This window comes from Mesorhizobium sp. P2_E10 (genome assembly GCF_056404235.1).
Map to the genome: position 1 here is coordinate 280,008 of NZ_JBFUEK010000004.1, position 23,032 is coordinate 303,039.

Here is a 23,032-nt window from a genome sequence, read left to right on the forward strand (position 1 = left end):
AAACCGCTGCGCACTTTTTGGGCGACGTGCACTAGCCGCGCATCCTTCAGGCGCTGCGGCGGTTGTCCAGCGCGAAGGCACCGGCGCCTGCAAACACCAGATAGAGGAAGATGAAGCAGAAGGAGATCGCCGAATCGCCGCTGTTGTTGACTGGGAAGAAGTCGCGCGGGTAGTGCGCCATGAAATAGGCGATGGCCATCTCGCCGGCGAGAAGGAAGGCCACCGGCCGGGTCAACAGCCCGAGCGCCAGCAGGATGCCGCCGGCGAATTCGAGAATGCCCGCAGTCAATGTCAGTCCGGTCAGAGCGCCCGCATGATCGCTGACGGGGAAATTGAACAGCTTCTGGGAGCCGTGCTCGATGAACTGCAGCGCCGTTATGATGCGCAGCACGCCCAGAGCCTGCGGCTGAAATTTGGCTAGACCATCAAAAAGCTTCATCAAAAACTCCATTTTAAACCCACCCAGTTCGGCCATAGATTATTGCCCGACGATGGACCACTCACTTCCCATGGCCTGCCATCAACAGTCGGTGATTGGTCCCCTGCTGTCCTTTCACATTTATTCACTCTGTGGTTGCATAAGTATCGCTATGGTTGTATTGGTGGTGTAGATACACCAAACCGTGTGGGTTCGCTTTGCCATGAAAAAAGTCGCCATCAGCCTATTCGCAATCCTTGTGGGAACCAGCTTCGCCATGGCCGCCGACGCCGGCTGTGATGCCTTCAAATGGCCGGTGACACGCGAGCAGTCCCTGTTTCCGGCAGCGCCCGCCGCGCAGCCCGGCGCTGCCCTTGCGCTCGGCGAGGCTGCGGATCTGGCACTTGAGCCGGTCGACACGATCAGCTTCACCGTGCCGCCGGAACGTGCGCCCGCAGCCGGTACATTCGGCGCAACGGCAAGCGTGACCGTGCCGCCGGAAGGCGAGCTGCAGATCAGCCTGTCCGACGAGGCCTGGATCGATGTCGTACAGGACGGCCATGCCACGAGGTCGGCAGCATTCAGCGGCGTGAAAACCTGCCCCGGCATCCGCAAAAGCCTTCGTTTCAAGCTGTCGGCCGGACCAGCCACCATCCAGTTCAGTGGCGCCAGGGACGAGAGCATCAAGGTCGCGGTGCTGGCGCCGGAATAGTCATCGCGCCGGAGCGCGATGACTATTCCGCGTTCATCCCGTGACGGGCTTGTTATCGCACTGGTGCCATCAGTGCGAAATGGGCGCCCTGCGGATCCGTGCATTGCACGACCCAGCTGCCGCCGGGAACCTCGATCGGGCCCATCAGGATCTTGCCGCCATTGTCGGTGACGCGCTTGGCTGCCGCGTCGATGGCGGGAACATTGAAGTAGAACTGCCAGACCGGCACCGGAATCTGCTCGGGCTTGTTCATCATGCCACCGCCGGATTCGGGGCCGGCTGCAAAGGTCTGGTAGGTGCCCATCGGACCCATGTCGAAATCGCCGGCATCGGTCCAGCCGAACTGGCTGGAGTAGAAATCGAACGCAGCCTTCCAGTCGCTCGTGTAGAGCTCGTGCCAGCCTATATGGCCGGGCGTGCTGGCCGGCACGATGGGCTGGTCTGGACCGTTCGGCTGCAGGAACATGAAGGTCGCGCCCTGTGGGTCGGCGACGACTGCAAAGCGGCCGACACCCGGAATGTCGTCAGGTTGGCGGTGAACCTTGCCGCCGGCTTTCTCCAGCGACTTCGTCGAGGCATCGGCATCCCTGGTGTGGATGTAGCCGAGCCAGGCCGGCGGCATGCCCATCTTGGCGGCATCTTCCGGCAGCGTCATCAGGCCGCCGACGCCACGTTCCCCGACATTCATGACGATGTAGCGGGGCATGCCGGGCGCCTTGTCGAAGGGCTGCGCCTTCCAGCCGACCACGGCGGTGTAGAACGCCTCGGCGGCATCGAGATCGGTGGTCATCAACTCGTACCAGAAGAAGGGCATCGGGGACTTTGGCATTGTCGGGGCTCCTTGTGGTTTCCAGGCTTCGATCATGCGTGATCCATCCTAGGACGATCCTCGCGACGCCAATCCGACATCGGCCACACAATAACGACGGTGCGTTCACAAGCGTTCCACAGCTTGCGCGCCTTGTGGTTTTCCCCTTTTCTGGCGCCAACGGGGGTTGTCGTTCCATGCATCGCCAAATGTCGCTCACCTCGGAGCTTGTCGCACTGTGCCATCGGGAAGAGGCCGATCCTGGTCCCGATGGCAGCTGGACGCAGTTGAACGATGAGGATTACCGGACCATAGCCTCGCGGCTTTCGGGCGAGGCAGACGAGGGACCTCTGTGGGTGTTCGCCTATGGCTCGCTGATCTGGAAGCCAGCCTTCGAGTCCATCGAACGGCAGCGCGCCAGCGCCTTCGGCTGGCATCGGTCGTTCTGTCTCGACATCAGGCGCTGGCGTGGCAGCAGCGAGCAGCCGGGGTTGATGATGGCGCTCGAAAAGGGTGGGCGATGCGACGGCGTGATCTACCGTCTGCCGGACGGCGAAAAGCCGGCCCAGATCGAAAGACTGTTGCGGCGCGAGGTCGACGATCACGAGAGTGTCAGCGCGGTCCGATGGCTTCCGGTGCGCACGGCCCAAGGGCCATTGCGGGCGCTGGGCTTTTGGGTCGGCGTGACCGGCAGGGGCACGTCGCTCAACCAGCCGTTGGAGAAGGTGGCAAAGGTGCTGGCCAGGGCGTGCGGGCATGTCGGGTCGGGTGCGGAATATCTCTACAACACGGTCAGCCACCTCGAGGAATTCGGCATCCATGACCGCAATCTCTGGCGGTTGCAGGAACTGGTCGCCGATGAGATCCAGGCTATTCATGGCGACGAACCCTGAAGGCAGATGATCTCAGGATGGAATACAACAAGAGCCAGATCGAGCCTGTCGACAGTCCGCCTAGACTTTTGAATGTGACCTATATCGCTTGATGACAGCAACCAAGTTGTCGTAGCTCTCCTTCACAACTGCGTCAAACGCTACCAGTGCATCTGCTTCGGCGTTTTCGCGCTTGAGAATCAACCCCATCAAATGGCCGACAATGTACTGGGCGAAGATGTCCAAGTCGCCGTTGAAGGAAATCAACTCTTCCTGCGTTACAGGTTTCTCAGTCTTCGTAGAGAGCTCTTTTTGGAAGCTTTGAATGTTGATGATTTTTGTCTTAAAGGCCTTCCTTGTGTTTTTCCCCGTGAAAAAGCTGTAAGAGTCATGAACATATCGGTTGCGAATTGGTCTGAGGCTACCGTCGAGAAAATTTAGCGCCTTTTCAAGTTTTTCATATGTTTTTTGATCGTCCACAATAAAAGCTAAGGCTTTTATCAACTCACACTTCCGCGATAGATCAATGATACTGGTAGCGACAGATATATGGTCTAATGGAGCTTTTATGTATTTTCCTAGAATTATGCCAAGATGCGCGTCGATCTGAGACCAGTTCACGCAGATGGCGCCAATCTGGAAGGTAATCATTCTGGATTCGGCCGTCGGATAGGCAAAATCGTCAATCACGGCATTTGCTCCATCGAGTCACAGGCCATCACATTACACCATCATTGGCGCATGTGATTGGCCAGCCATTTCGTCCGTGCCGTGGGCGCAACAGCAACGCATAACATGAGTAAAAAAATCATGTTATTATCGAGGCTTTTCAGAGGCTTGCGTCGAAAATTGACCAATTGATAAAAAAATAAAACGTGCTAGCCTTCCCCAAAACGAAAACAAGGGGAACTGACGATGCCAGAAGGCCAGTTCAAAGAGGGCATTGCCGGCGGCCGGCTTTCGCCTGAGCAATATGCCGACAATTTCTCCGACCTGCATCCGCCGCTCGATCATCACGAGGCGCTGGTCGAGTCCGACCGCTGCTACTTCTGCTACGACGCACCGTGCATGAACGCGTGCCCGACCTCGATCGACATTCCGCTGTTCATCCGACAGATCTCGACCGGCAACCCGATCGGTTCGGCCAAGACGATTTTCGACCAGAATATCCTGGGCGGCATGTGCGCCCGTGTCTGCCCGACCGAGACTTTGTGCGAAGAGGTGTGCGTGCGCGAGGTGGCCGAGGGCAAGCCGGTGCAGATTGGCCGGCTGCAGCGCTACGCCACGGATGTCGCCATGGCCGAGAACAAGCAGTTTTATCCGCGCGCCGCCTCGACCGGCAAGACGGTCGCCGTGGTTGGCGCCGGGCCGGCTGGTCTTGCCGCTGCGCACAGGCTCGCCCGTCATGGGCACGACGTGACCATCCTGGAAGCCCGCCCGAAGGCCGGCGGCCTCAATGAATATGGCATTGCCGCCTATAAGAGCATCGACAATTTCGCCCAGGCCGAGGTCGACTATATCACCGCGGTCGGCGGCATCGATATCCAGAACGGCAAGGTGCTTGGCCGCGACTACCAGCTGTCGGACCTGACCCGGAATTATGACGCGGTGTTTCTCGGCATGGGGCTTGGCGGCGTCAACGCGCTGCGCGCCGATGGCGAGGACGCAGATGGCGTCACCAATGCGGTGGAATTCATTTCGGAACTTCGCCAGGCGAGTGACCTCTCAGGCCTGCCGGTCGGGCGGCGCGTCGTCGTCATCGGCGGCGGCATGACGGCGATCGACGCCGCTGTGCAGTCGAAGCTGCTCGGCGCCGAGGAAGTGACGATCTGCTACCGGCGCGGTCAGGAACACATGAACGCTTCCGGGTTCGAACAGGATCTGGCTGCCGCCAACGGCGTCACCATCCGCCATTGGCTGCAGCCGAAGCGGGTCATCGCCGAGGGCGGCAAGGTGTCGGGCATCGAACTCGAATACACCGCGATGAACGGCGACAAGCTTGCCGGCACCGGCGAGCGGCTGACGCTGGTCGCCGACCAGGTGTTCAAAGCGATCGGCCAGAGCTTTGTGCCGGCCGTGCTCAACGGCAGCGGCGCTGAGATCGCGCTCGAAGCCGGCCGCATCAAGGTCGACGCCGAAGGCCGCACCTCGCTCGCCAATGTCTGGGCCGGCGGCGACTGCATCTTCGGCGGTGACGACCTCACCGTCTCGGCCGTGGCGCAAGGCCGCGACGCGGCTGAATCGATCAACCGGGCACTGACCTCGAACGGGAGGGCATGAGCATGGCAGACATCCGCAACAATTTCGTCGGTATCAAATCGCCCAATCCGTTCTGGCTGGCTTCTGCGCCGCCGACCGACAAGGCCTACAACGTCATCCGCGCTTTCAAGGCGGGATGGGGTGGCGTCGTCTGGAAAACGCTGGGCGAGGAAGGCCCGCCGGTGGTCAACGTCAACGGTCCGCGCTACGGCGCCATCTGGGGCGCCGACCGCCGCCTGCTCGGCCTCAACAACATCGAGCTGATCACCGACCGCGACCTGCAGGTCAATCTGCGCGAGATCAAGCAGGTCAAGAAGGACTGGCCCGACCGCGCCATCGTCGTCTCGCTGATGGTGCCCTGCGTCGAGGAAAGCTGGAAGGCGATCCTGCCGGTGGTCGAGGAGACCGAGGCCGACGGCATCGAGCTCAATTTCGGCTGTCCGCACGGCATGTCGGAGCGCGGCATGGGTGCCGCCGTCGGCCAGGTGCCGGAATATATCGAAATGGTGGTGCGGTGGTGCAAGGCCAACACCCGCATGCCGGTCATCACCAAGCTGACGCCGAACATCACCGATGTCCGCAAGCCGGCGCGTGCCGCACTCTCCGGCGGTACCGACGCGGTGTCGCTGATCAACACCATCAATTCGATCACTGGCGTCAATCTCGACTCGTTTGCGCCAGAGCCGACCATCGACGGCAAGGGCTCGCATGGCGGCTATTGCGGTCCGGCGGTGAAGCCGATCGCCATGAACATGGTGGCAGAGATCGCCCGTGATCCCGAAACGCATGGTCTGCCGATCTCCGGCATTGGCGGCATCACCACCTGGCGGGACGCGGCTGAATTCATGGCGCTCGGCGCCGGCAATGTGCAGGTGTGCACGGCGGCGATGACCTACGGCTTCAAGATCGTGCAGGAGATGATCGCCGGCCTGGAAAACTGGATGGACGAGAAGGGCCATGCCTCGCTGGACGACATCATCGGACGTGCCACGCCCAACGTCACCGACTGGCAGTATCTCAACCTCAATTACATCGCCAAGGCGCATATCGACCAGGACGCCTGCATCAAGTGCGGCCGCTGCCACATCGCCTGCGAGGACACCTCGCATCAGGCGATCACCAACATGGTCGATGGTGTCAGGCACTTTGAAGTGATCGAGGCCGAATGCGTCGGCTGCAATCTGTGCGTCAATGTCTGCCCGGTCGAGAACTGCATCACCATGGAACCGCTGGCGGTCGGCGCCATGGACCAGCGCACCGGCAAGCCGGTGTCGCCGATTTATGCCAACTGGACGACGCACCCGAACAACCCGATGGCCAAGGTGGCTGCGGAATAGGGTACGGCATTCTACGAAAAAGCGGCGCCTTCGGGCGCCGTTTTTCATTTTCCTATTGCAGATAAAAATTATCCACGATAAGAACTATCCATGAATTGGAGATCAACACCATGAAGCTGGGCGAAGGCGTCGAAGCGGCCATCCATTGTGCGGCTACGCTGGCCAGCGTGGAGGGCAACGGCACCATGCCGGGCGCAGCCTTGGCGGAGTGCTTCGGCCTGTCGCCGAGCTATCTCCTGAAGCATCTCAATCAGCTCGCGGCGGCGCGCATCCTGGAATCGGTGCCGGGCCCGGCCGGCGGCTACCGGCTGGCGCGGCCGGCCGAGCGCGTAACGCTGCTCGATATCGTGCTGGCGGTAGAAGGGCGTGAGCCGGCCTTTCGTTGCGGCGAGATTCGCCGCAACGGGCCGGTCAAGCTCGATGCTTCGGCCTATGTGAAGCTGTGCGGCATCAACGCCGCGATGCTCAAAGCAGAGCGTGCCTATCGCGCCGCTCTCGCTGAAACCCGGTTGTCCGACATCATGGCAACTTACCAGGCGGAAGGCGATCCGCGATCGATTGCCGCAAGCTGTGCCTTTGTCGCCCGCCATCAGCGGCCGCAGAAATCCGCTTCGACCAAGCAAGTTTAGACCCCCGCCAGACATACGTGAAAGGAAAGACGATGAAACAGAGACTGCAATTCTTTGCCAAGGCGCCGGAAATCATGAAGGCGGTATCGGCGCTCAACAAGGCGGTGGACGAATGCGGGCTCGAGGCGGGCCTGCTGCACCTGATCAAGCTCAGGGCGTCGCAGATCAATGGCTGCTCCTATTGCGTCGAGATGCACAGCCGCGAGGCGCGTCGCGACGGCGAGACCGAGCAGCGGCTCTATCTCGTCTCGGCCTGGAAGGAATCGCCGCTGTTTTCCGAGCGCGAGCGCGCCGCCTTCGCCTGGACCGAGGCGGTGACGTTGATCGCCGGCAACGGTGTGCCGGACGCGCTCTATGCCAGCACGCTCGAGCATTTCTCCGAGGAGGAACTGGTCAAGCTGTCGGTCGCGCTCGGCATGATCAACATTTGGAACCGACTGTGCATCCCGTTCCACGCCATCCATCCGATGCCGGCTGCCAAGGCCGCCTGATTGTTCATCATTGGCGGCGGCCTCCGGGCAGCCGCCAATGTCCATCACGCCGCAAATCGCAGGCCGCCGTCGCAGGTCAGCACCTGGCCGGTGACGAAACCATTTGAGACCAGGAAGGCAATGGCATCCGCGACGTCCTCGGCGCGACCGACGCGGCCCACCGGGGTCTTGCCGGCATAGTCGGCAAAAATCGCCTGTCTCTGCTCCTCAGGCAGAAAATCCCACCACGGCGTGTCGATGACGCCGGGCGCGACGACATTGACGCGCAGCGGTTTGAGCTCCACCGCAAGGATCGGCACCACGGTCAACAGCATGCCGTTGACGGCGGCAATGCCGGCGACTCCGGGCGCCGACAGTTGTGCCGATACCGCCGAAATGAAGGTCACCGAGCCGCCTTTGTTCAAGGTCGGCAAGGCCGCCTGCAAACAAGATAGCTGCGGCCGGACTTTCTCGTCGACGCCGCCTGCAATGTCGGCAAGGTCAAGGGTTTGGAATGGGCCAAGCCCCTTGCCGCCGCTTGCCGCCAAAACGAGGTGATCGAAAGGTCCGAGTTCCCTGAAGAACCGGCTGACCTCGTCCGGTTTGGCGGCATCGAACGCAGCCTTCTCGGCAGCGCCGCCAAGGCTCTTCCAGGCGCTGTTGAGCTTTTCCTGGTTGCGGCCGGTGATGGTCACTTTCATGCCGACCAAGCAGTTTTCGCGCCGTCGCCAGGCCGATGCCGGATGAGCCGCCGATGATGACGGTGTGCTGGATTTTTTCACTCATGAATGCTGTTCCTTCGATGATGGGGAGGCGAGGCCGACGAGGTCCAGGCTCAAATCGCGCAATTGCTGTCTGGCCTTGACGTCATAGGCTTGCGCATCGGCGCGCGATTCCTTCAGACCGTCGAAATAGAGGCCGCTACATCCTTCGAGATCAGGCGACGTCGCAAGGTTGAGGATGGCCTCGGCGCCGGTCTCGACCGAGCTCCATGGCGTGACGCCGGCCTGGCGGACCATTGTGGTGTTCATGTAGCTGGCCGGGTGCAAAGTGTTGACGGTGACGCCGGTGCCTTTCAATTGCTCGGCCAGGTCGATGGTGAACAGGATCTGCGCCAGCTTGCTCTGGCAGTAGGCGCGCACGCCGTCATAGGAGCGGGTCAGCATGACGTCGCCGAAATCGATCGCCTGCTGGCCGGCAGAAGCGACATTGACGATGCGCGAAGGCGCGCTCGCCTTGAGCAGCGGCAGTAGCTCACTGGTGAGCAGGAAGCCGGCGAGATAGTTGACGGCAAAACGCAATTCGAAGCCGTCGGCGCTGACCTGTCGTCTGGCGCCGGCGGTGCCGATACCGGCATTGTTGATGAGGATGTCGAGCCGGCTGGTTTTTCCGCGCACGGCCTCAGTGAGGCGGCGCACTTCGGCCAACGAAGAAAGATCGGTGGCGAGGAACTCGGCCTTGCCGCCGGCGGCTTCGATTTCGGCGACGACTGCCTGGCCGCGCGTCGCATCACGGCCGTGCACGAGGACGTGGGCGCCGCCGGCGCCGAGCCTTTGCGCGACGACGCGGCCGACGCCGTCGGTCGATCCGGTGATGAGGATTGTCTTGTCTTTCAGGTCCATGCTCTGAGCCTCCATCGCTCCGAGCATGAAGATGGAGCGCTCGGCGCGTCGCAAACAGTTCAAACTTTATCCTGGTATCAATACTGCTATAATATGCTCATGGAGTCCCCGTCGCATTCCGCCGAAGACAGTCGCCGGCGCGAGCTTGGCGCCTTCCTGCGCTCGCGCCGCGAAAGGCTGACGCCGTCGGCCACCGGCATTGCGACCGGCATGCGGCGGCGCACGCCAGGGCTGCGGCGCGAAGAAGTGGCGATGATCGCCGGCGTCGGCACCACCTGGTACACTTGGCTGGAGCAAGGGCGTGAGGTCCGGCCGTCGGTGGAGGTGCTGGCGGCGCTCAGCGAGGCGCTGCGCCTGGACGCGGCCGAGAAGCGGCATCTGTTCATTCTCGCCGGCCGTCAGTTGCCGGAGCGTCGCACTGTTGCGCCGGAAAAGGTCGACGGTCCGTTACTGCATATGCTGCAAAGCCTGGTGCTGCAGCCGGCCTATGTCGTGGGACGGCGCTGGGATGTGCTGGCCTGGAATCCGGCGGCTGTAGCGGTGTTCGGCGACTATGGCCTGCTGGAGGGCGACGCCCGCAACATCGTCCACATGGTGTTCACCAATCCGCACCACCGGCGCCTGCTGGTCGACTGGGAGCAGCTGGCGCGCACCGTGCTGGCCTCGTTCCGGGCGGAAAGCGCCCGCTATGTCGGCGATGCGGATTTCGAACGGCTGATCGCGTTGATGACGCGCTCGAGCCCGGAGTTCCGCGACTGGTGGCCGCAACGCGACGTGGCGCGCCGATTGTCGGGGGTGAAGCATGTCCGGCATCCGAGCGCGGGCGCCATGACCTTCGAACATATGAGCCTGTCGATCGACGACGGCTCGGACATGAAGCTGATCGTCTACACGCCGCTCGCCGAGCAGAACTCGATCGCCAAGCTGCAGGCATTGGTGGACGCGCTACCCGTCGAACGGCGTACTGCCTGACGTTGGTGGCGGCGCCCGTCGACTTCGTCATCCACGGGCGGAGCGGGAGCGCAGCGGACGCGGAGACCCGAGGATCCATGCCGCGACTTCAAAGCGCTGCTACGGTGCAGAACTAGCTCTGGCTGGGCGCGACGATCATTCTGAACCGCCGTGCTCTTTGGCGACCGTCACGGCATCGATTCTAGGGTCTGCGCCGCGTCGCTGCGCTCCTTGCTTCGCCCTAGAATGACGAAATCAATATGCGCTTCGCTAATCTCCATCGTCTGCGGCAGCCCCAGGCGCGATCTCGCCTGTTACCCCTTCGGCTTCAGCCCTTCGATGAACAGTTGTTCCAGGAAGCGGGCGGCATCCTCGAAGCGGCCGTCGCCGCCGCGGTCGGCGCCGAGCACGGCGCGGACCTGGACGTCGAAATCGGCATAATGCTGGGTCGTTGCCCAGATCGAGAAGATCAGGTGCCAGGGATCGGTCTTGGCGATCTTGCCAGCGCGCATCCAGCCCTTGATCACTCCAGCCTTCTCGTCGACCAGCGTCTTTAGTTCGCCTTCCAGCAGCGGCATGATGCGCGGCGCGCCTTGCAGGATCTCGTTGGCGAACAGCCGGCTTTCCCTGGGAAAATCGCGCGCCATTTCGAGCTTGCGCCTTATGTAGCTGCGCAGTTCGGTCAGCGGATCCCCGATGTCGTCCAATTCGCGCAGCGGCGCCAGCCAGGTCGCGAGCAACCGCTCCATCAGCGTTTCGTGGATGTCTTCCTTGCGGCGGAAATAATAAAGCAGGTTTGGCTTCGACATGCCGGCGGCCTCGGCGATCTGGTCGATGGTGGAGCCGCGAAAGCCATTGGTGGAGAAGACCTCGAGCGCCGCCTCCAGGATAAGCTCGCGCTTTTCCTGCTGGATGCGGGTGCGGCGCGGGGCGGGGACTTCCATATCGGTGCTCACCCCGGCAGCCCTTGGCTTCGAGGGTCATCTGGACCAATTCTCTGGACCAGTTTTTCTCTGACCTGTGGAGCGCACTTCAGATGCCGCATTTCCGCTAGTAATCCCTTGACCGCCGACAGGGCGGTGCTAACGTTTGTCCAATCGGTCAAAAATTTGCGTAGCACGAAATCGCAACAAAGACCAAGCGTTGGCCGCAGCGAAACAGGTTACAAGGGGAAGTCTTGGTCATGTCCAACCGGCTGAAAGTCACGCCGAACGATCTCAGCGCATTCTGGATGCCGTTCACGGCGAACCGGCAGTTCAAGCAGGCACCACGCATGATGGTGTCCGCCAAGGACATGCATTACACGACCAGCGACGGTCGCAAGGTGCTGGACGGCACAGCGGGTCTCTGGTGCGTCAATGCCGGCCACTGCCGGCCGAAGATCACCGAGGCGATCCAGCACCAGGCGGCCGAGCTCGACTATGCGCCGGCCTTCCAGATGGGCCATCCGATCGTGTTCGAACTGGCCAATCGGCTGGTCGACATCGCGCCTAAGGGCATGGACCATGTCTTCTTCACCAATTCCGGATCGGAATCGGTCGACACCGCGCTGAAGATGGCAATCGCCTATCATCGCGCCAAGGGCGAAGGCGCGCGCACGCGCCTGATCGGTCGCGAACGCGGCTATCACGGCGTCAATTTCGGCGGCATTTCGGTCGGCGGCATCGTCAGCAACCGCAAGATGTTCGGCACGCTGCTCGGCGGCGTCGACCATATGCCGCACACGCATCTGCCGGAGAAAAACTCATTCACCAAGGGCGTGCCCGAACATGGCGCGGAGCTGGCCAACGAGCTGGAGCGCATCGTCGCCCTGCATGACGCTTCGACAATCGCCGCCGTCATCGTCGAGCCGGTCGCCGGCTCCACCGGCGTCATCCTGCCGCCCAAGGGCTATCTGCAGAAGCTGCGCGAAATCTGCACCAAGCACGGCATCCTGCTGATCTTCGATGAGGTCATAACCGGTTTCGGCCGCCTAGGCACGCCGTTCGCCGCCGACTATTTCGGTGTCACGCCCGACATCATGACCACCGCCAAGGGCGTTTCCAACGGCGTCATCCCGATGGGCGCGGTGTTCGTCAAGAAGGAGATCCACGACGCCTTCATGACCGGCCCCGAGCACATGATCGAATTCTTCCACGGCTACACCTATTCGGGCAATCCGATCGCCTGCGCGGCGGCGCTCGGCACGCTCGATACCTACAAGGAAGAAGGCTTGCTGACCCGCGGCGAGGAGTTGGCGCCCTATTGGGAGGACGCGCTGCATTCGCTGAAGGGCGAGCCGAACGTCATCGACATCAGGAACATCGGCCTGATCGGGGCGATCGAGCTGGCGCCGATTGCCGGGCAACCGACGAAGCGGGCCTTCTCGGCCTTCGTCAAGGCGTTCGAGCGCGGTGCACTGATCCGCACCACCGGCGACATCATCGCGCTGTCGCCGCCGCTGATCATCACCAAGGGCCAGATCAACGAATTGATCGACCATGTCCGTGAAGTCTTGAGGGCGGTCGACTAAAACTTGACCGGGCAAAGGGCGGCGTCGGGAACCGCCGCCTTTTGCGTGAATGAGATGAGAGGATCTTGAATGGCCGCACCCGGCGAGAATCTGCGAATCAATTCAGACCGTTTGTGGGATTCCATCATGGAGATGGCGAAGATCGGCCCCGGCGTTGCCGGCGGCAACAATCGCCAGACCGTGACCGACGAGGACGGCGAGGGGCGGCATCTGTTCAAGCGCTGGTGCGAAGCAGCGGGGCTCGAAATGGGCCTCGACGAGATGGGCACGATGTTTGCCCGCAGGGAAGGCACCGACCCCAGCCTGCCGCCGGTCTATGTCGGCAGCCATCTCGACACGCAGCCGACCGGTGGCAAGTATGACGGTGTGCTCGGCGTGCTGGGCGGGCTGGAAGTGGTGCGCTCGCTCAACGATCTAGGCATCAAGACCAAACATCCGATCGTCGTCACCAACTGGACGAATGAGGAAGGCTCGCGCTTTGCCCCGGCGATGATGGCGTCCGGCGTTTTCGCCGGCGTGCTCGACCAAGCCGACGTCTACCAACATGTCGACAAGCAGGGCAAGAAATTCGGCGAGGAGCTGGAGCGCATCGGCTGGAAAGGCACCGAGAAGGTCGGCGATCGCAAGATCCACGCCTTCTTCGAGCTGCATATCGAGCAAGGGCCGATCCTCGAGGACGAAGGCATCGACATCGGCGTCGTCACCCACGGCCAGGGGCTGAAATGGCTGCAGGTGACGCTGACCGGCAAGGAGGCGCATACTGGCTCGACGCCGATGCCCAAGCGCCGCAATGCAGGGCTTGGCATGGCGCGGGTGATCGAGCTGGTGCACGAGATCGCCATGGACTACCAGCCCGACGCCGTTGGTGCGGTCGGCCACATGGAAGTCTTTCCGAACTCGCGCAACATCATCGCCGGCCGCACCGTCTTCACCGTCGACATACGCTCGCCGGAAAAGGAAGTGCTGGACGCCATGGATGGCCGCATCCGCGAGGGCATCGACACGATCTGCGAGGCGCTCGACATCCTGTACAAGATCGAACAGGTCGGCCATTTCGACCCGGTCACCTTCGATGCTGGCTGCGTCAAGGCGATCCGCGATGCCGCCGACCGGCTTGGCTATTCCCACCGCAACATCGTCTCCGGCGCCGGCCACGACGCCTGCTGGATCAATCGCGTTGCGCCCACGGCCATGGTGATGTGCCCCTGCGTCGACGGTCTCAGCCACAACGAGGCCGAGGACATCTCCAAGGAATGGGCGTCGGCCGGTGCCGACGTGCTGTTCCATGCGGTGGTGGAGACGGCCATCATCGTGGAGTGAGCTAGAAATCTGGATTCCAACGCCGCTCGCAAAGAAGCGCGAAGAGAACAGGGGAACAAGAAAATGTCGAAAGTCATCAAGAACGGCACCGTCGTTACCGCTGACCGCACCTGGAAGGCGGACGTGCTTTTCAAGCACGGCAAGATCATCGCCATCGGGCCGGACCTGCATGGCGACCATGAGTTCGACGCCACCGGCTGCTACGTCATGCCCGGCGGCATCGATCCGCACACCCATCTCGAAATGCCGTTCATGGGCACCTATTCTGCCGACGATTTCGAATCCGGCACCCGCGCCGCCCTTGCTGGCGGCACGACGATGGTGGTCGATTTCTGCTTGCCGGCGCCGCAGCAATCGCTGCTCGAGGCCTTGCAGATGTGGGACAACAAGACCTCGAAGGCTGCCTGCGATTATTCCTTCCACATGGCGATCACCTGGTGGGGCAAGCAGGTGTTCGACGAGATGGCGACCGTCGTCGACAAAGGCATCACCTCGTTCAAGCATTTCATGGCCTACAAGGGCGCGCTGATGGTCGACGACGACGAGATGTATGCGTCGTTCCAGCGCTGTGCCGATCTCGGCGCGCTGCCGCTGGTGCATGCCGAGAATGGCGACGTGGTCGCCGCTCTGTCGCAAAGGCTCTTGGCCGCGGGCAACAATGGGCCGGAGGGACACGCCTATTCGCGGCCGCCGGAAGTGGAAGGCGAGGCGGCCAACCGCGCCATCATGATCGCCGATATGGCCGGCGTGCCGCTCTATATCGTGCATGTCTCCTGCGAGCAGGCGCACGAAGCCATTCGCCGGGCGCGGCAGAAGGGCATGCGCGTCTTCGGCGAACCGCTGATCCAGCACCTGACGCTCGACGAGAGCGAATATTTCAACAAGGACTGGGACCATGCGGCACGCCGCGTGATGAGCCCGCCCTTCCGCAACAAATCGCATCAGGATTCGCTGTGGGCCGGCCTGCAGGCGGGATCGCTGCAAGTGGTGGCGACCGACCATTGCGCTTTCACCACCAAGCAGAAACGCAACGGCGTCGGCGACTTCACCAAGATCCCGAACGGCACCGGCGGGCTCGAGGACCGCATGCCGGTGCTGTGGACGACCGGCGTCAACACCGGCCGGCTGACGATGAACGAGTTCGTCGCGGTGACCTCGACCAACATCGCCAAGATCCTCAACATGTACCCGAAGAAGGGCGCCATCGTCGAAGGCGCGGACGCCGACCTCGTCGTCTGGGATCCGAAACGCAAGAAGAAGATTTCGGCCAAGAAGCAGCAATCGGTGATCGACTACAACGTCTTCGAAGGTTTTGAGGTGACCGGCCTGCCGCGCTTCGTGTTCTCGCGTGGCGAACTGTCGATCCAGGAAGCCGAGGTCAAGGCCAAGCCCGGCCATGGCGAATTCGTCGGCCGCGAGCCGAATGCCGCAGTCAATCGGGCGCTGTCGACCTGGAAGGAAATTTCTGCGCCGCGCAAGGTCGAGCGTACCGGCATTCCGGCGACCGGGGTTTGAGCTTGGCCAACACGGCAGCGCTCATTTCACTGGTGGTAGCAACCATGGCCGGCGGCCCGGCAACGGCGGCTGGCGTGCTGGCTGGCTCCTGGGGCAATGATGTCGGCTGTGCCGGCGTCAAGGCGGGTTATCAGGACAGCGATGCGTATATCGTTTTGACCGCCGAAGGCATCGAGACCTATGGCAGTGGTTGCCGGTTCGAACAGCGATTGACCTCAGTGCCGGGCGCCCAATCGCTTGATGCAACCTGTTCCGCGGAGGGCGAGGCGGGGACGACGACCGAAACAATTGTGGTCACCAATAGGGGTGAGGACGGCTTCTTCGTCACCATTCCCGGCCTTGAAGAAATGGGGCCATTGCAATCATGTTTGTGAATTTGGGCACCAGGGGGATGAGCTTGCGCGGTTTTGGTCTGTCCATTTCGATGATTGTCGTGCTGGCGGCGGGCTCGGCTTCGGCGGAGGCGATCGACCTGTCCAAGCCCTATGGCAACAAGTCCGGCTGCATCAACAAGAACGGCCAGGAAGTCTACGCCGAGGATATGCTGCTGTTGACGGGCACCGATTTGATCACCGCGGCAAGCGCCTGCACCTTCACAGATAAGCAGGCGAAACCCGATGGCTCGCTTGCCATCAAGGCGCAGTGCGAAGCGGAAGGCGAAGACGGCCAGTCGCCAAGCGAGTTTACCGTCAAACGCAGCCCGAAGAACGCCAAGAAACTGGTGATTGCCGATGCCGACGGCAATGTCATGGGGGAAGTGTCCCGATGCCGATGACGGCTTCTGCCCCGGCCTCAGGCGACCAGCGCATCCAGTTCCGGCAGCAGGACGACGCTTTCCTGTTCGTTGGGATCGGTGCGGGCAATGACGGCCGAGGACGGGGCGTTGCTCAGATTGGCCGGCAGATGCGGTACGCCGGCGGGAATGTAGAAGAGGTCGCCGGCCTTGACGACGATGTGGTTCTCGAGCCGATCGCCATACCAGGTATGGACTTCGCCGGAGAGCACATAGATCGCGGTTTCATGGTTCTCATGCAGATGCGCCTTGGCGCGGGCGCCGGGCGGCATGGTGAGCACATGCATGCAGATGCCGGAGGAGCCGACCGACTCCGTGGCGATGCCGGCGAAATAGGTCAATCCCTGCTTACCTTGGTAAGTGCTTTCAGGGCGGATAAGATGACAAGTGGGTTTGGGCGACATCGGGGTAACTCCGGGCGTCTATCTGATGGGGCAAGGCGAGTGGAAAGCAACACCGGGGCAAAATCAATCGGATTTCAGTCTGCGCCGCAGCGGCGGGAAACGGCAGGCTGCAGCCGATGACAGGGACTTCGCCAGCCGTCGTTTCGGCAAGCAAACTCGGCCTGACCTTCCAGACCAATGACGGTCCGGTTCAGGCGCTGTCCAATGTCGACCTGACCATCGGCAAGGGTGAATTCGTCTCCTTCATCGGACCGTCCGGCTGCGGCAAGACCACCTTGCTGCGCGTCATCGCCGACCTGGAGAAACCGACCTCGGGAACGATCTCGGTCAACGGCATGACGCCCGAGCAGGCGCGCGAAAAGCGTGCCTATGGCTACGTCTTCCAGGCGGCGGCGCTGTTTCCGTGGCGCACGATCGAGCGCAATGTGGGGCTGCCGCTGGAGATCATTGGCCTGTCCAAAACGGAGCAAGCCGAGCGGATCAAGCGCACGCTCGACCTCGTCAACCTCTCAGGCTTCGAGAAGAAATATCCCTGGCAGCTTTCCGGCGGCATGCAGCAGCGCGCCTCGATCGCCCGCGCGCTCGCCTTCGATGCCGATCTTTTGCTGATGGACGAGCCGTTCGGCGCGCTGGACGAGATCGTGCGCGACCATCTCAACGAACAGCTGCTGGAGCTTTGGGAACGCACCAACAAGACCATCTGCTTCGTCACGCATTCCATTCCGGAGGCGGTGTATCTGTCGACGCGGATCGTCGTCATGTCGCCGCGGCCGGGCCGGGTCAGCGACATCATCGAATCGACCCTGCCGAAGAAGCGGCCGCTCGACATCCGCGAGACGCCGGAGTTTCTGGCGATCGCAGCGCGCGTGCGCGACGGGCTGCGGGCAGGGCATAGCTACGATGATTGAGGGGATGCAGACCGGGCTTCTGCCTCCGCCTCACGAGGGAGCGGCCAACCACGCCTTCGTCATCCTAGGGCAAACCAGCCGCGAAGCGGCGTGCGCAGACCGGGCGGCCACCCATGCCTTCGTCATCCTAGGGCGAAGCAAGGAGCGAAGCGACGCGGCGCAGACCCTAGGATCCATGCCGTTACCTTCGCGCCCCGCAACGGTGCAGAATACACCACCTTCCGCGACGTCGTGCTTGCTGGGTATTCTCAACCGTTTTGACCCTTCGGCCAACGTCACAGCATGGATCCTAGGGTCTACGCAGGCCGCTTCGCGCCTGCTTCGCCCTAGGATGACGAAGGCGTGGTGGGCCGCCCGCGTTACGCGGGGCGGGCGCCTCGCTTGCGAGGCCCGCTAGATGGACTCTTTCCGCGACAAGCTCATCCCCGTGACCTCGATCCTCGCTGGCGTGGTGATCCTCTGGTACATCATGGCCGTTGTCCTCAACGCGCCGTTCCAGCGCGATCTCGACCGCCGCTCCAATGAGGCGCCGGGGGTCGTCGAATTCATCGGCAAGACGCTGTCACAGCCGAAGCCGACATTGCCGGCGCCGCACCAGGTTGCGGTGAACTTTTTTGAAAACACTTTCCTGCGGCCCATCACCTCGAACCGCAGCCTCGTCTACAATGCCTGGGTGACGCTGTCGTCGACGCTGCTCGGTTTCGCTTTCGGCACAGCGCTCGGCATCATCATTGCGGTCGGCATCGTGCATGTGGCGACGCTCGACCGCAGCCTGATGCCGTGGATCATAGCCTCGCAGACCATTCCGATCCTGGCGGTGGCGCCGATGATCATCGTCGTGCTGGGGGCGATCGGCATCAGTGGGCTGATCCCGAAGGCGTTGATCTCGACCTATCTGTCGTTCTTCCCAGTGGCCGTCGGCATGGTGAAGGGGCTGCGCTCGCCCGAGATCATGCATCTCGACCTGATGCACACCTACAATGCCAGCGGTTCGCAGACCTTCTGGAAATTGCGGGCGCCGGCTTCGGTGCCGTTCCTGTTCACCTCGATGAAGGTGGCTGTGGCGGCGAGCCTGGTCGGCGCCATTGTCGGCGAACTGCCGACGGGTGCTGTCGCCGGCATTGGCGCCAAGCTGCTGGCAGGTGCCTATTACAGCCAATCCATCGATATCTGGTCGACGCTGGTTGCCGGTTCGGTGGTGGCGGCGTTGCTGGTCATGGTGGTCGGCATCGCCGGGCGCATCGTCGACCGCGCCATGGGCGGGAGGCCGGCATGAACTGGCTGAAGCCCTCCTGGCAGACGGTGCTGGCGATCCTCTTGTGCCTGATCGCAATCGCGCTTGGCGCGATGTCGAAGCCGGAAGCGGCGGCGTTGGCGCAACCTGAAGCATCCTTCGACTATCCCTATCTGGTGACGAAGGGGTTGATGTACGGCCTGCTTGTGATCGCAGCGTTAGTCTCGATGACCAAGCTGCCGGCCATAGTTGAAGCTCTGGTGCTGTTCGTCGGCGCGCATCTCACCGCCTGGCTGTTGATCACGGGAATAAACGGGTTCGAAGGTGCGGCACTGGCGCCGTATTTCCTGGTGCTCGCCGCTGCGTGGCTTCTGGGATGGCGCTGCGTGGCGGTGCTGTCTTCCCTGCGCCCTGTCGCGAATTGGGCGAAGACGGTACTGCGCCTGATCATCCCTGCCATCTTCGGCGCCTGGATCCTGATCCTCTGGGAGGCGATCACACGTGGCGCCGGCATCCCCTTCATCCTGCTGCCGCCGCCAAGCGCCATCGGCGCGCGCATTGCCGGCTCCCTGCCGGTGCTGGGAGCGGACGTCAGGCAGACCATCTTCAAGGCGGTGATCTTCGGCTATATCGTCGGCAGCGGCGCAGGCTTCCTCGTGGCCATCGCGGCCGACCGCGTGCCGTTCCTGCGCCGCGGCCTGCTGCCGATCGGCAACATGGTCTCGGCGCTGCCGATCATCGGCGTGGCGCCGATCATGGTCATGTGGTTCGGCTTCGACTGGCAGTCCAAGGCGGCGGTGGTCATCATCATGACCTTCTTCCCGATGCTGGTAAACACGGTCGCCGGACTTACCGCCTCCGGTCACATGGAGCGCGACCTGATGCGCACTTATGCGTCCGGCTACTGGGAGACGCTGTTCAAGCTCAGGCTGCCGGCCGCCGCTCCCTTTATCTTCAACGCGCTGAAGATCAACTCGACGCTGGCGCTGATCGGCGCCATCGTCGCCGAGTTCTTCGGTACGCCGGTGGTCGGCATGGGATTCCGTATTTCGACCGAGGTCGGGCGGATGAACATCGACATGGTCTGGGCCGAAATCGCAGTTGCAGCACTTGCGGGTTCGGTCTTTTATGGCGTGGTCGCTCTTTTCGAGAGAGCCGTCACGTTTTGGCATCCCTCTGTCCGTGGTGGATAGGGGCGGTGGGTTTAGGGTGTTAACTTCAGAGGGTAAAAACATGAAAAAACTGATTATTCCGATGCTGGCCGGCGCGATGTCGCTTGCTGCGTTCCAGGCCATGGCCGCCGACAAGGTGACGTTGCAGCTGAAATGGGTCACGCAGGCTCAGTTCGCCGGCTACTATGTCGCCAAGGCCAAGGGTTTTTATGAAGCCGAAGGCCTCGACGTCGAGATCAAGCCGGGCGGTCCCGACATTGCGCCCGAGCAGGTGATTGCCGGTGGTGGCGCCGACGTGATCGTCGACTGGATGGGCGGCGCACTGGCCGCACGCGAAAAGGGCGTGCCGCTGGTCAACATCGCGCAGCCGTTCAAGAAGGCCGGCATGGAGCTGGTCTGCCCGAAGGACGGCCCGATCAAGACCGAAGCCGACTTCAAGGGCCACACGCTCGGCGTCTGGTTCTTCGGCAACGAATATCCGTTCTATGCCTGGATGAACAAGCTTGGCCTGAAGACCGAAGGCGGCGCCGATGGCGTCACCGTGCTGAAGCAGAGCTTTGACGTGCAGCCGCTGATCCAGAAGCAGGCGGATTGCATCTCGGTCATGACCTACAACGAGTACTGGCAGCTGATCGACGCTGGCTACAAGCCGGATCAGCTGACGGTGTTCAACTACTCGGCCATGGGCAACGATCTGCTTGAAGACGGGCTCTATGCCTCGGAAGACAAGCTCAAGGATCCGGCCTTCGAAGACAAGATGGTGCGTTTCGTGCGCGCGTCGATGAAGGGCTGGAAATACGCCGTCGACAACAATGACGAGGCGGCAGGCATCGTCATGGACAATGGCGGCCAGGACGAGAACCACCAGAAGCGCATGATGGGCGAAGTCGCCAAGCTGGTCGACAATGCAGACGGCAAGCTCGATCCGGCGACCTACGAACGCACCGCCAAGGCGCTGCTCGACCAGAAGATCATCACTAAGGAGCCGACCGGCGCCTATACGACCGCCATCACCGACAAGGCGATCAAATAAGCCTGGCAGTATTCCGATCTCAAAAACGGCGCCTCTGAGAGAGCGGTTCGAAAGAACCGCTCTCTTTCTTTGTTTGATGCAGTCGTTGTCCCCAAAACCGCTGCCCACTTTTGGGCGACATGCATTGTCAGAGGCGCCGTTCCTTTATGGTGTTCATGACGAAGCTGGTCTCGATCGAGGCGACGCATTTCAGCCGCGCGATCTTTTCCTTGATGAAGCGCTCATACTGTTCGAGGCTGCCCGTCACCACTTTCAGCACATAGTCGCGCGATCCAGTGACGAGGTGGCATTCCAGCACCTCTTCCCAGCCGCGGATCGCGTCCTCGAACATGACGATCTCGTCTTCGTTCTGGCGGCTGAGCCGGACGGTGGCGATGGCGACCATGCTCCAGCCGAAGGCGGCGGGATCGATCAACGTGGTGTAGCCTCGGATGACACCGGTTTCCTCCAGCCGCCGCACGCGCCTGAGGCAAGGCGACGGCGACAGGCCGATGCGCTCGGCAAGCTCGTTGTTGGTGATGCGCGCGTCGGCCCGCAGTTCATGCAGGATCTTGCGGTCGAAATCATCGGCTATCTTCTGCTGCATTTTTGCGCTCTTTCAGCAATTCGTTGCGCAAATGCAGCCATGGCAGCCCGGAAATAGCAAGGACTGCGTGCCGGAGATCGCATAAATTGCCGCGCGATATCACTCGAGAAGCAGGAAACAGCCATGCCCGCGCCACGCCCTTCGAAAACCCATATCGGCAACCACAAGCTCCACCCGGAGACGCTGATGCTGAGCTATGGCTTCGATCCGCAGCTTTCCGAGGGCGCGGTCAAGCCACCGGTGTTCCTGACCTCGACCTTCGTGTTCAAGTCGGCCGAAGAGGGGCGCGACTTCTTCGACTACACGTCCGGCCGCAAGGAACCGCCGAGTGGCACGGCGTCCGGTCTGGTCTATTCGCGCTTCAACCATCCCAACTCAGAGATCGTCGAGGACCGGCTAGCGATCTATGAGGGGACGGATGCCTGCATCCTGTTTTCGTCAGGCATGTCGGCGATCGCCACGACATTGCTGGCCTATGCCCGCCCGGGTGATGTCATCCTGCATTCGCAGCCGCTCTATGGCGGCACCGAGACGCTGTTGACGCGCACGCTTTCCGGCTTCGGCATCGGCGCCGTCGGCTTCGCCGATGGTGTCGACGAGACGGCGGTGCGCGCGGCTGCCGAAGCTGCCGTCGCGAAAGGCCGCGTCTCGGTCATTCTGATCGAGACGCCGTCAAATCCGACCAACAGCCTGGTCGATATCGCGCTGATGCGGAAGATCGCCGACGAGATCGGCGCCAGGCAAGGTGTGGCGCCGATCATCGTTTGCGACAACACGCTGCTCGGCCCAGTGTTTCAGCGGCCCATCGAACACGGCGCCGACGTTTCCGTCTATTCACTGACCAAATATGTCGGCGGCCATTCCGATCTGATCGCCGGTGCGGCCATGGGCAGCAAGGCGGTCACCAAGCCGATCAAGGCGCTGCGCGGCGCTATCGGCACGCAGCTCGACCCGCATTCCTGCTGGATGCTCGGCCGCTCGCTGGAAACGCTGTCGATCCGCATGGAGCGGGCGAACGACAATGCGCGCATGGTCGCCGAATTCCTGCGCGATCATGCCAAGGTCGAGAAGGTGCATTACCTGCCGTTCCTGGGCGAGGATACGCAAGCGGGCCGCGCCTATCTCGCACAGTGCACCGGCGCCGGCTCGACTTTCTCGTTCGACATAAGGGGCGGGCAGAAGGCGGCTTTCGCCTTTCTCAACGGGCTGCAGATCTTCAAGCTGGCGGTGAGCCTGGGCGGAACGGAATCGCTGGCCAGCCATCCGGCGGCCATGACCCATTCGGGTATTCCCTTCGATGTGCGCCAGCGCATCGGCGTGCTCGAGACCACGGTCAGACTCTCCATCGGTGTCGAGCACCCGGACGATCTGATCGCCGATCTGACGCAGGCGCTCGCGGCCGTCTGACGGCTTCTTCTGGAAGCTGGAAAGGGGCGGGTGACCGCCCCTTTTTGATGGTTTCCCAGTCACAAAAACG

General features: G+C 62.1%; 24 protein-coding genes and 1 pseudogene. 17 read left to right on the forward strand and 8 right to left on the reverse strand.

Annotated elements, in window-relative coordinates; translation table 11 throughout:
• Positions 1–46: 46 nt before the first annotated feature.
• The gene (locus AC1D0N_RS13240; protein WP_477245016.1) at positions 47–439 is read right to left on the reverse strand and encodes a DoxX family protein; all 393 of its coding nucleotides are present in this window, start codon (positions 437–439) and stop codon (positions 47–49) included.
• A gap of 202 nt (positions 440–641) precedes the next feature.
• On the opposite strand from AC1D0N_RS13240, the gene AC1D0N_RS13245 reads away from it, so the two are divergent.
• The gene (locus AC1D0N_RS13245) at positions 642–1,130 is read left to right on the forward strand and encodes a hypothetical protein (RefSeq protein ID WP_477244488.1); all 489 of its coding nucleotides are present in this window, start codon (positions 642–644) and stop codon (positions 1,128–1,130) included.
• 52 nt (positions 1,131–1,182) lie between these two features.
• Here the strand turns inward: AC1D0N_RS13245 and AC1D0N_RS13250 are convergent, their stop codons facing one another.
• A complete protein-coding gene (locus AC1D0N_RS13250; RefSeq protein ID WP_477244490.1) occupies positions 1,183–1,959 on the reverse strand; it encodes a VOC family protein in 777 nt (258 codons plus the stop codon).
• Positions 1,960–2,147: 188 nt separating this feature from the next.
• Between AC1D0N_RS13250 and AC1D0N_RS13255 the strand changes: the two genes are divergently transcribed.
• Positions 2,148–2,831, forward strand: a complete 684-nt coding sequence (locus AC1D0N_RS13255) for a gamma-glutamylcyclotransferase (RefSeq protein ID WP_477244492.1) — start codon at positions 2,148–2,150, stop codon at positions 2,829–2,831.
• A 60-nt stretch (positions 2,832–2,891) separates the two neighbouring features.
• On the opposite strand, the gene AC1D0N_RS13260 is transcribed toward AC1D0N_RS13255, so the two are convergent.
• Positions 2,892–3,500, reverse strand: coding sequence for a hypothetical protein (locus tag AC1D0N_RS13260; RefSeq protein WP_477244494.1), 609 nt, complete (start codon positions 3,498–3,500; stop codon positions 2,892–2,894).
• Positions 3,501–3,725: 225 nt separating this feature from the next.
• On the opposite strand from AC1D0N_RS13260, the gene AC1D0N_RS13265 reads away from it, so the two are divergent.
• The 4 genes from AC1D0N_RS13265 (at position 3,726) to AC1D0N_RS13280 (ending at position 7,526) form a co-directional block, all read left to right on the forward strand.
• On the forward strand, positions 3,726–5,090 hold the full coding sequence (locus AC1D0N_RS13265; RefSeq protein ID WP_477244496.1) for an NAD(P)-dependent oxidoreductase: 1,365 nt from the start codon (positions 3,726–3,728) through the stop codon (positions 5,088–5,090).
• A 2-nt stretch (positions 5,091–5,092) separates the two neighbouring features.
• Positions 5,093–6,406: an NAD-dependent dihydropyrimidine dehydrogenase subunit PreA gene (preA, locus tag AC1D0N_RS13270; protein WP_477244497.1), complete on the forward strand. Its 1,314-nt coding sequence runs from the start codon at positions 5,093–5,095 to the stop codon at positions 6,404–6,406.
• A 110-nt stretch (positions 6,407–6,516) separates the two neighbouring features.
• Entirely contained in the window at positions 6,517–7,035 is a 519-nt protein-coding gene (locus AC1D0N_RS13275; protein WP_477244499.1) for an RrF2 family transcriptional regulator, read from the forward strand.
• 32 nt (positions 7,036–7,067) lie between these two features.
• Entirely contained in the window at positions 7,068–7,526 is a 459-nt protein-coding gene (locus AC1D0N_RS13280; RefSeq protein ID WP_477244501.1) for a carboxymuconolactone decarboxylase family protein, read from the forward strand.
• A gap of 44 nt (positions 7,527–7,570) precedes the next feature.
• Here AC1D0N_RS13280 and AC1D0N_RS13285 read toward each other — a convergent pair.
• Positions 7,571–8,291, reverse strand: a pseudogene (locus AC1D0N_RS13285) (SDR family oxidoreductase).
• The gene (locus AC1D0N_RS13290; RefSeq protein ID WP_477244503.1) at positions 8,288–9,127 is read right to left on the reverse strand and encodes an SDR family oxidoreductase; all 840 of its coding nucleotides are present in this window, start codon (positions 9,125–9,127) and stop codon (positions 8,288–8,290) included. The pseudogene AC1D0N_RS13285 and the gene AC1D0N_RS13290 overlap by 4 nt, the downstream one beginning before the upstream one ends.
• A gap of 99 nt (positions 9,128–9,226) precedes the next feature.
• Between AC1D0N_RS13290 and AC1D0N_RS13295 the strand changes: the two genes are divergently transcribed.
• Positions 9,227–10,099 carry a helix-turn-helix transcriptional regulator gene (locus AC1D0N_RS13295; protein WP_477244505.1) on the forward strand — a complete coding sequence of 291 codons (873 nt, stop codon included), beginning with the start codon at positions 9,227–9,229 and terminating at the stop codon, positions 10,097–10,099.
• A 293-nt stretch (positions 10,100–10,392) separates the two neighbouring features.
• Here the strand turns inward: AC1D0N_RS13295 and AC1D0N_RS13300 are convergent, their stop codons facing one another.
• Positions 10,393–11,022, reverse strand: a complete 630-nt coding sequence (locus AC1D0N_RS13300; protein ID WP_477244507.1) for a TetR family transcriptional regulator C-terminal domain-containing protein — start codon at positions 11,020–11,022, stop codon at positions 10,393–10,395.
• 239 nt (positions 11,023–11,261) lie between these two features.
• On the opposite strand from AC1D0N_RS13300, the gene aptA reads away from it, so the two are divergent.
• From aptA to AC1D0N_RS13325, 5 genes are all read left to right on the forward strand, one after another.
• Positions 11,262–12,590, forward strand: coding sequence for an omega-aminotransferase AptA (gene aptA / locus AC1D0N_RS13305; protein ID WP_477244509.1), 1,329 nt, complete (start codon positions 11,262–11,264; stop codon positions 12,588–12,590).
• A 69-nt stretch (positions 12,591–12,659) separates the two neighbouring features.
• Positions 12,660–13,910, forward strand: a complete 1,251-nt coding sequence (locus AC1D0N_RS13310) for a Zn-dependent hydrolase (protein WP_477244511.1) — start codon at positions 12,660–12,662, stop codon at positions 13,908–13,910.
• Positions 13,911–13,973: 63 nt separating this feature from the next.
• Entirely contained in the window at positions 13,974–15,425 is a 1,452-nt protein-coding gene (gene hydA, locus AC1D0N_RS13315; RefSeq protein ID WP_477244513.1) for a dihydropyrimidinase, read from the forward strand.
• A gap of 44 nt (positions 15,426–15,469) precedes the next feature.
• Positions 15,470–15,799 carry a hypothetical protein gene (locus AC1D0N_RS13320; protein WP_477244515.1) on the forward strand — a complete coding sequence of 110 codons (330 nt, stop codon included), beginning with the start codon at positions 15,470–15,472 and terminating at the stop codon, positions 15,797–15,799.
• Positions 15,790–16,200 (forward strand): hypothetical protein, encoded by a 411-nt coding sequence (locus tag AC1D0N_RS13325; RefSeq protein WP_477244517.1) that lies wholly within the window; start codon positions 15,790–15,792, stop codon positions 16,198–16,200. The genes AC1D0N_RS13320 and AC1D0N_RS13325 overlap by 10 nt, the downstream gene beginning before the upstream one ends.
• A 17-nt stretch (positions 16,201–16,217) precedes the next feature.
• On the opposite strand, the gene AC1D0N_RS13330 is transcribed toward AC1D0N_RS13325, so the two are convergent.
• Complete coding sequence (locus AC1D0N_RS13330) at positions 16,218–16,622, reverse strand: cupin domain-containing protein (RefSeq protein WP_477244519.1); 405 nt, start codon at positions 16,620–16,622, stop codon at positions 16,218–16,220.
• 116 nt (positions 16,623–16,738) lie between these two features.
• On the opposite strand from AC1D0N_RS13330, the gene AC1D0N_RS13335 reads away from it, so the two are divergent.
• The 4 genes from AC1D0N_RS13335 (at position 16,739) to AC1D0N_RS13350 (ending at position 20,969) form a co-directional block, all read left to right on the forward strand.
• Positions 16,739–17,530 (forward strand): ABC transporter ATP-binding protein, encoded by a 792-nt coding sequence (locus AC1D0N_RS13335; RefSeq protein ID WP_477244521.1) that lies wholly within the window; start codon positions 16,739–16,741, stop codon positions 17,528–17,530.
• A gap of 397 nt (positions 17,531–17,927) precedes the next feature.
• On the forward strand, positions 17,928–18,806 hold the full coding sequence (locus AC1D0N_RS13340) for an ABC transporter permease (protein ID WP_477244523.1): 879 nt from the start codon (positions 17,928–17,930) through the stop codon (positions 18,804–18,806).
• Positions 18,803–19,957, forward strand: coding sequence for an ABC transporter permease (locus tag AC1D0N_RS13345; protein WP_477244525.1), 1,155 nt, complete (start codon positions 18,803–18,805; stop codon positions 19,955–19,957). The genes AC1D0N_RS13340 and AC1D0N_RS13345 overlap by 4 nt, the downstream gene beginning before the upstream one ends.
• 40 nt (positions 19,958–19,997) lie before the next feature.
• Positions 19,998–20,969, forward strand: coding sequence for an ABC transporter substrate-binding protein (locus AC1D0N_RS13350; RefSeq protein ID WP_477244526.1), 972 nt, complete (start codon positions 19,998–20,000; stop codon positions 20,967–20,969).
• 127 nt (positions 20,970–21,096) lie between these two features.
• Here the strand turns inward: AC1D0N_RS13350 and AC1D0N_RS13355 are convergent, their stop codons facing one another.
• The gene (locus AC1D0N_RS13355; protein WP_477244528.1) at positions 21,097–21,555 is read right to left on the reverse strand and encodes an Lrp/AsnC family transcriptional regulator; all 459 of its coding nucleotides are present in this window, start codon (positions 21,553–21,555) and stop codon (positions 21,097–21,099) included.
• Between the two features lie 123 nt (positions 21,556–21,678).
• Between AC1D0N_RS13355 and AC1D0N_RS13360 the strand changes: the two genes are divergently transcribed.
• Positions 21,679–22,962, forward strand: a complete 1,284-nt coding sequence (locus tag AC1D0N_RS13360) for a cystathionine gamma-synthase family protein (RefSeq protein ID WP_477244530.1) — start codon at positions 21,679–21,681, stop codon at positions 22,960–22,962.
• Positions 22,963–23,032: the final 70 nt, after the last annotated feature.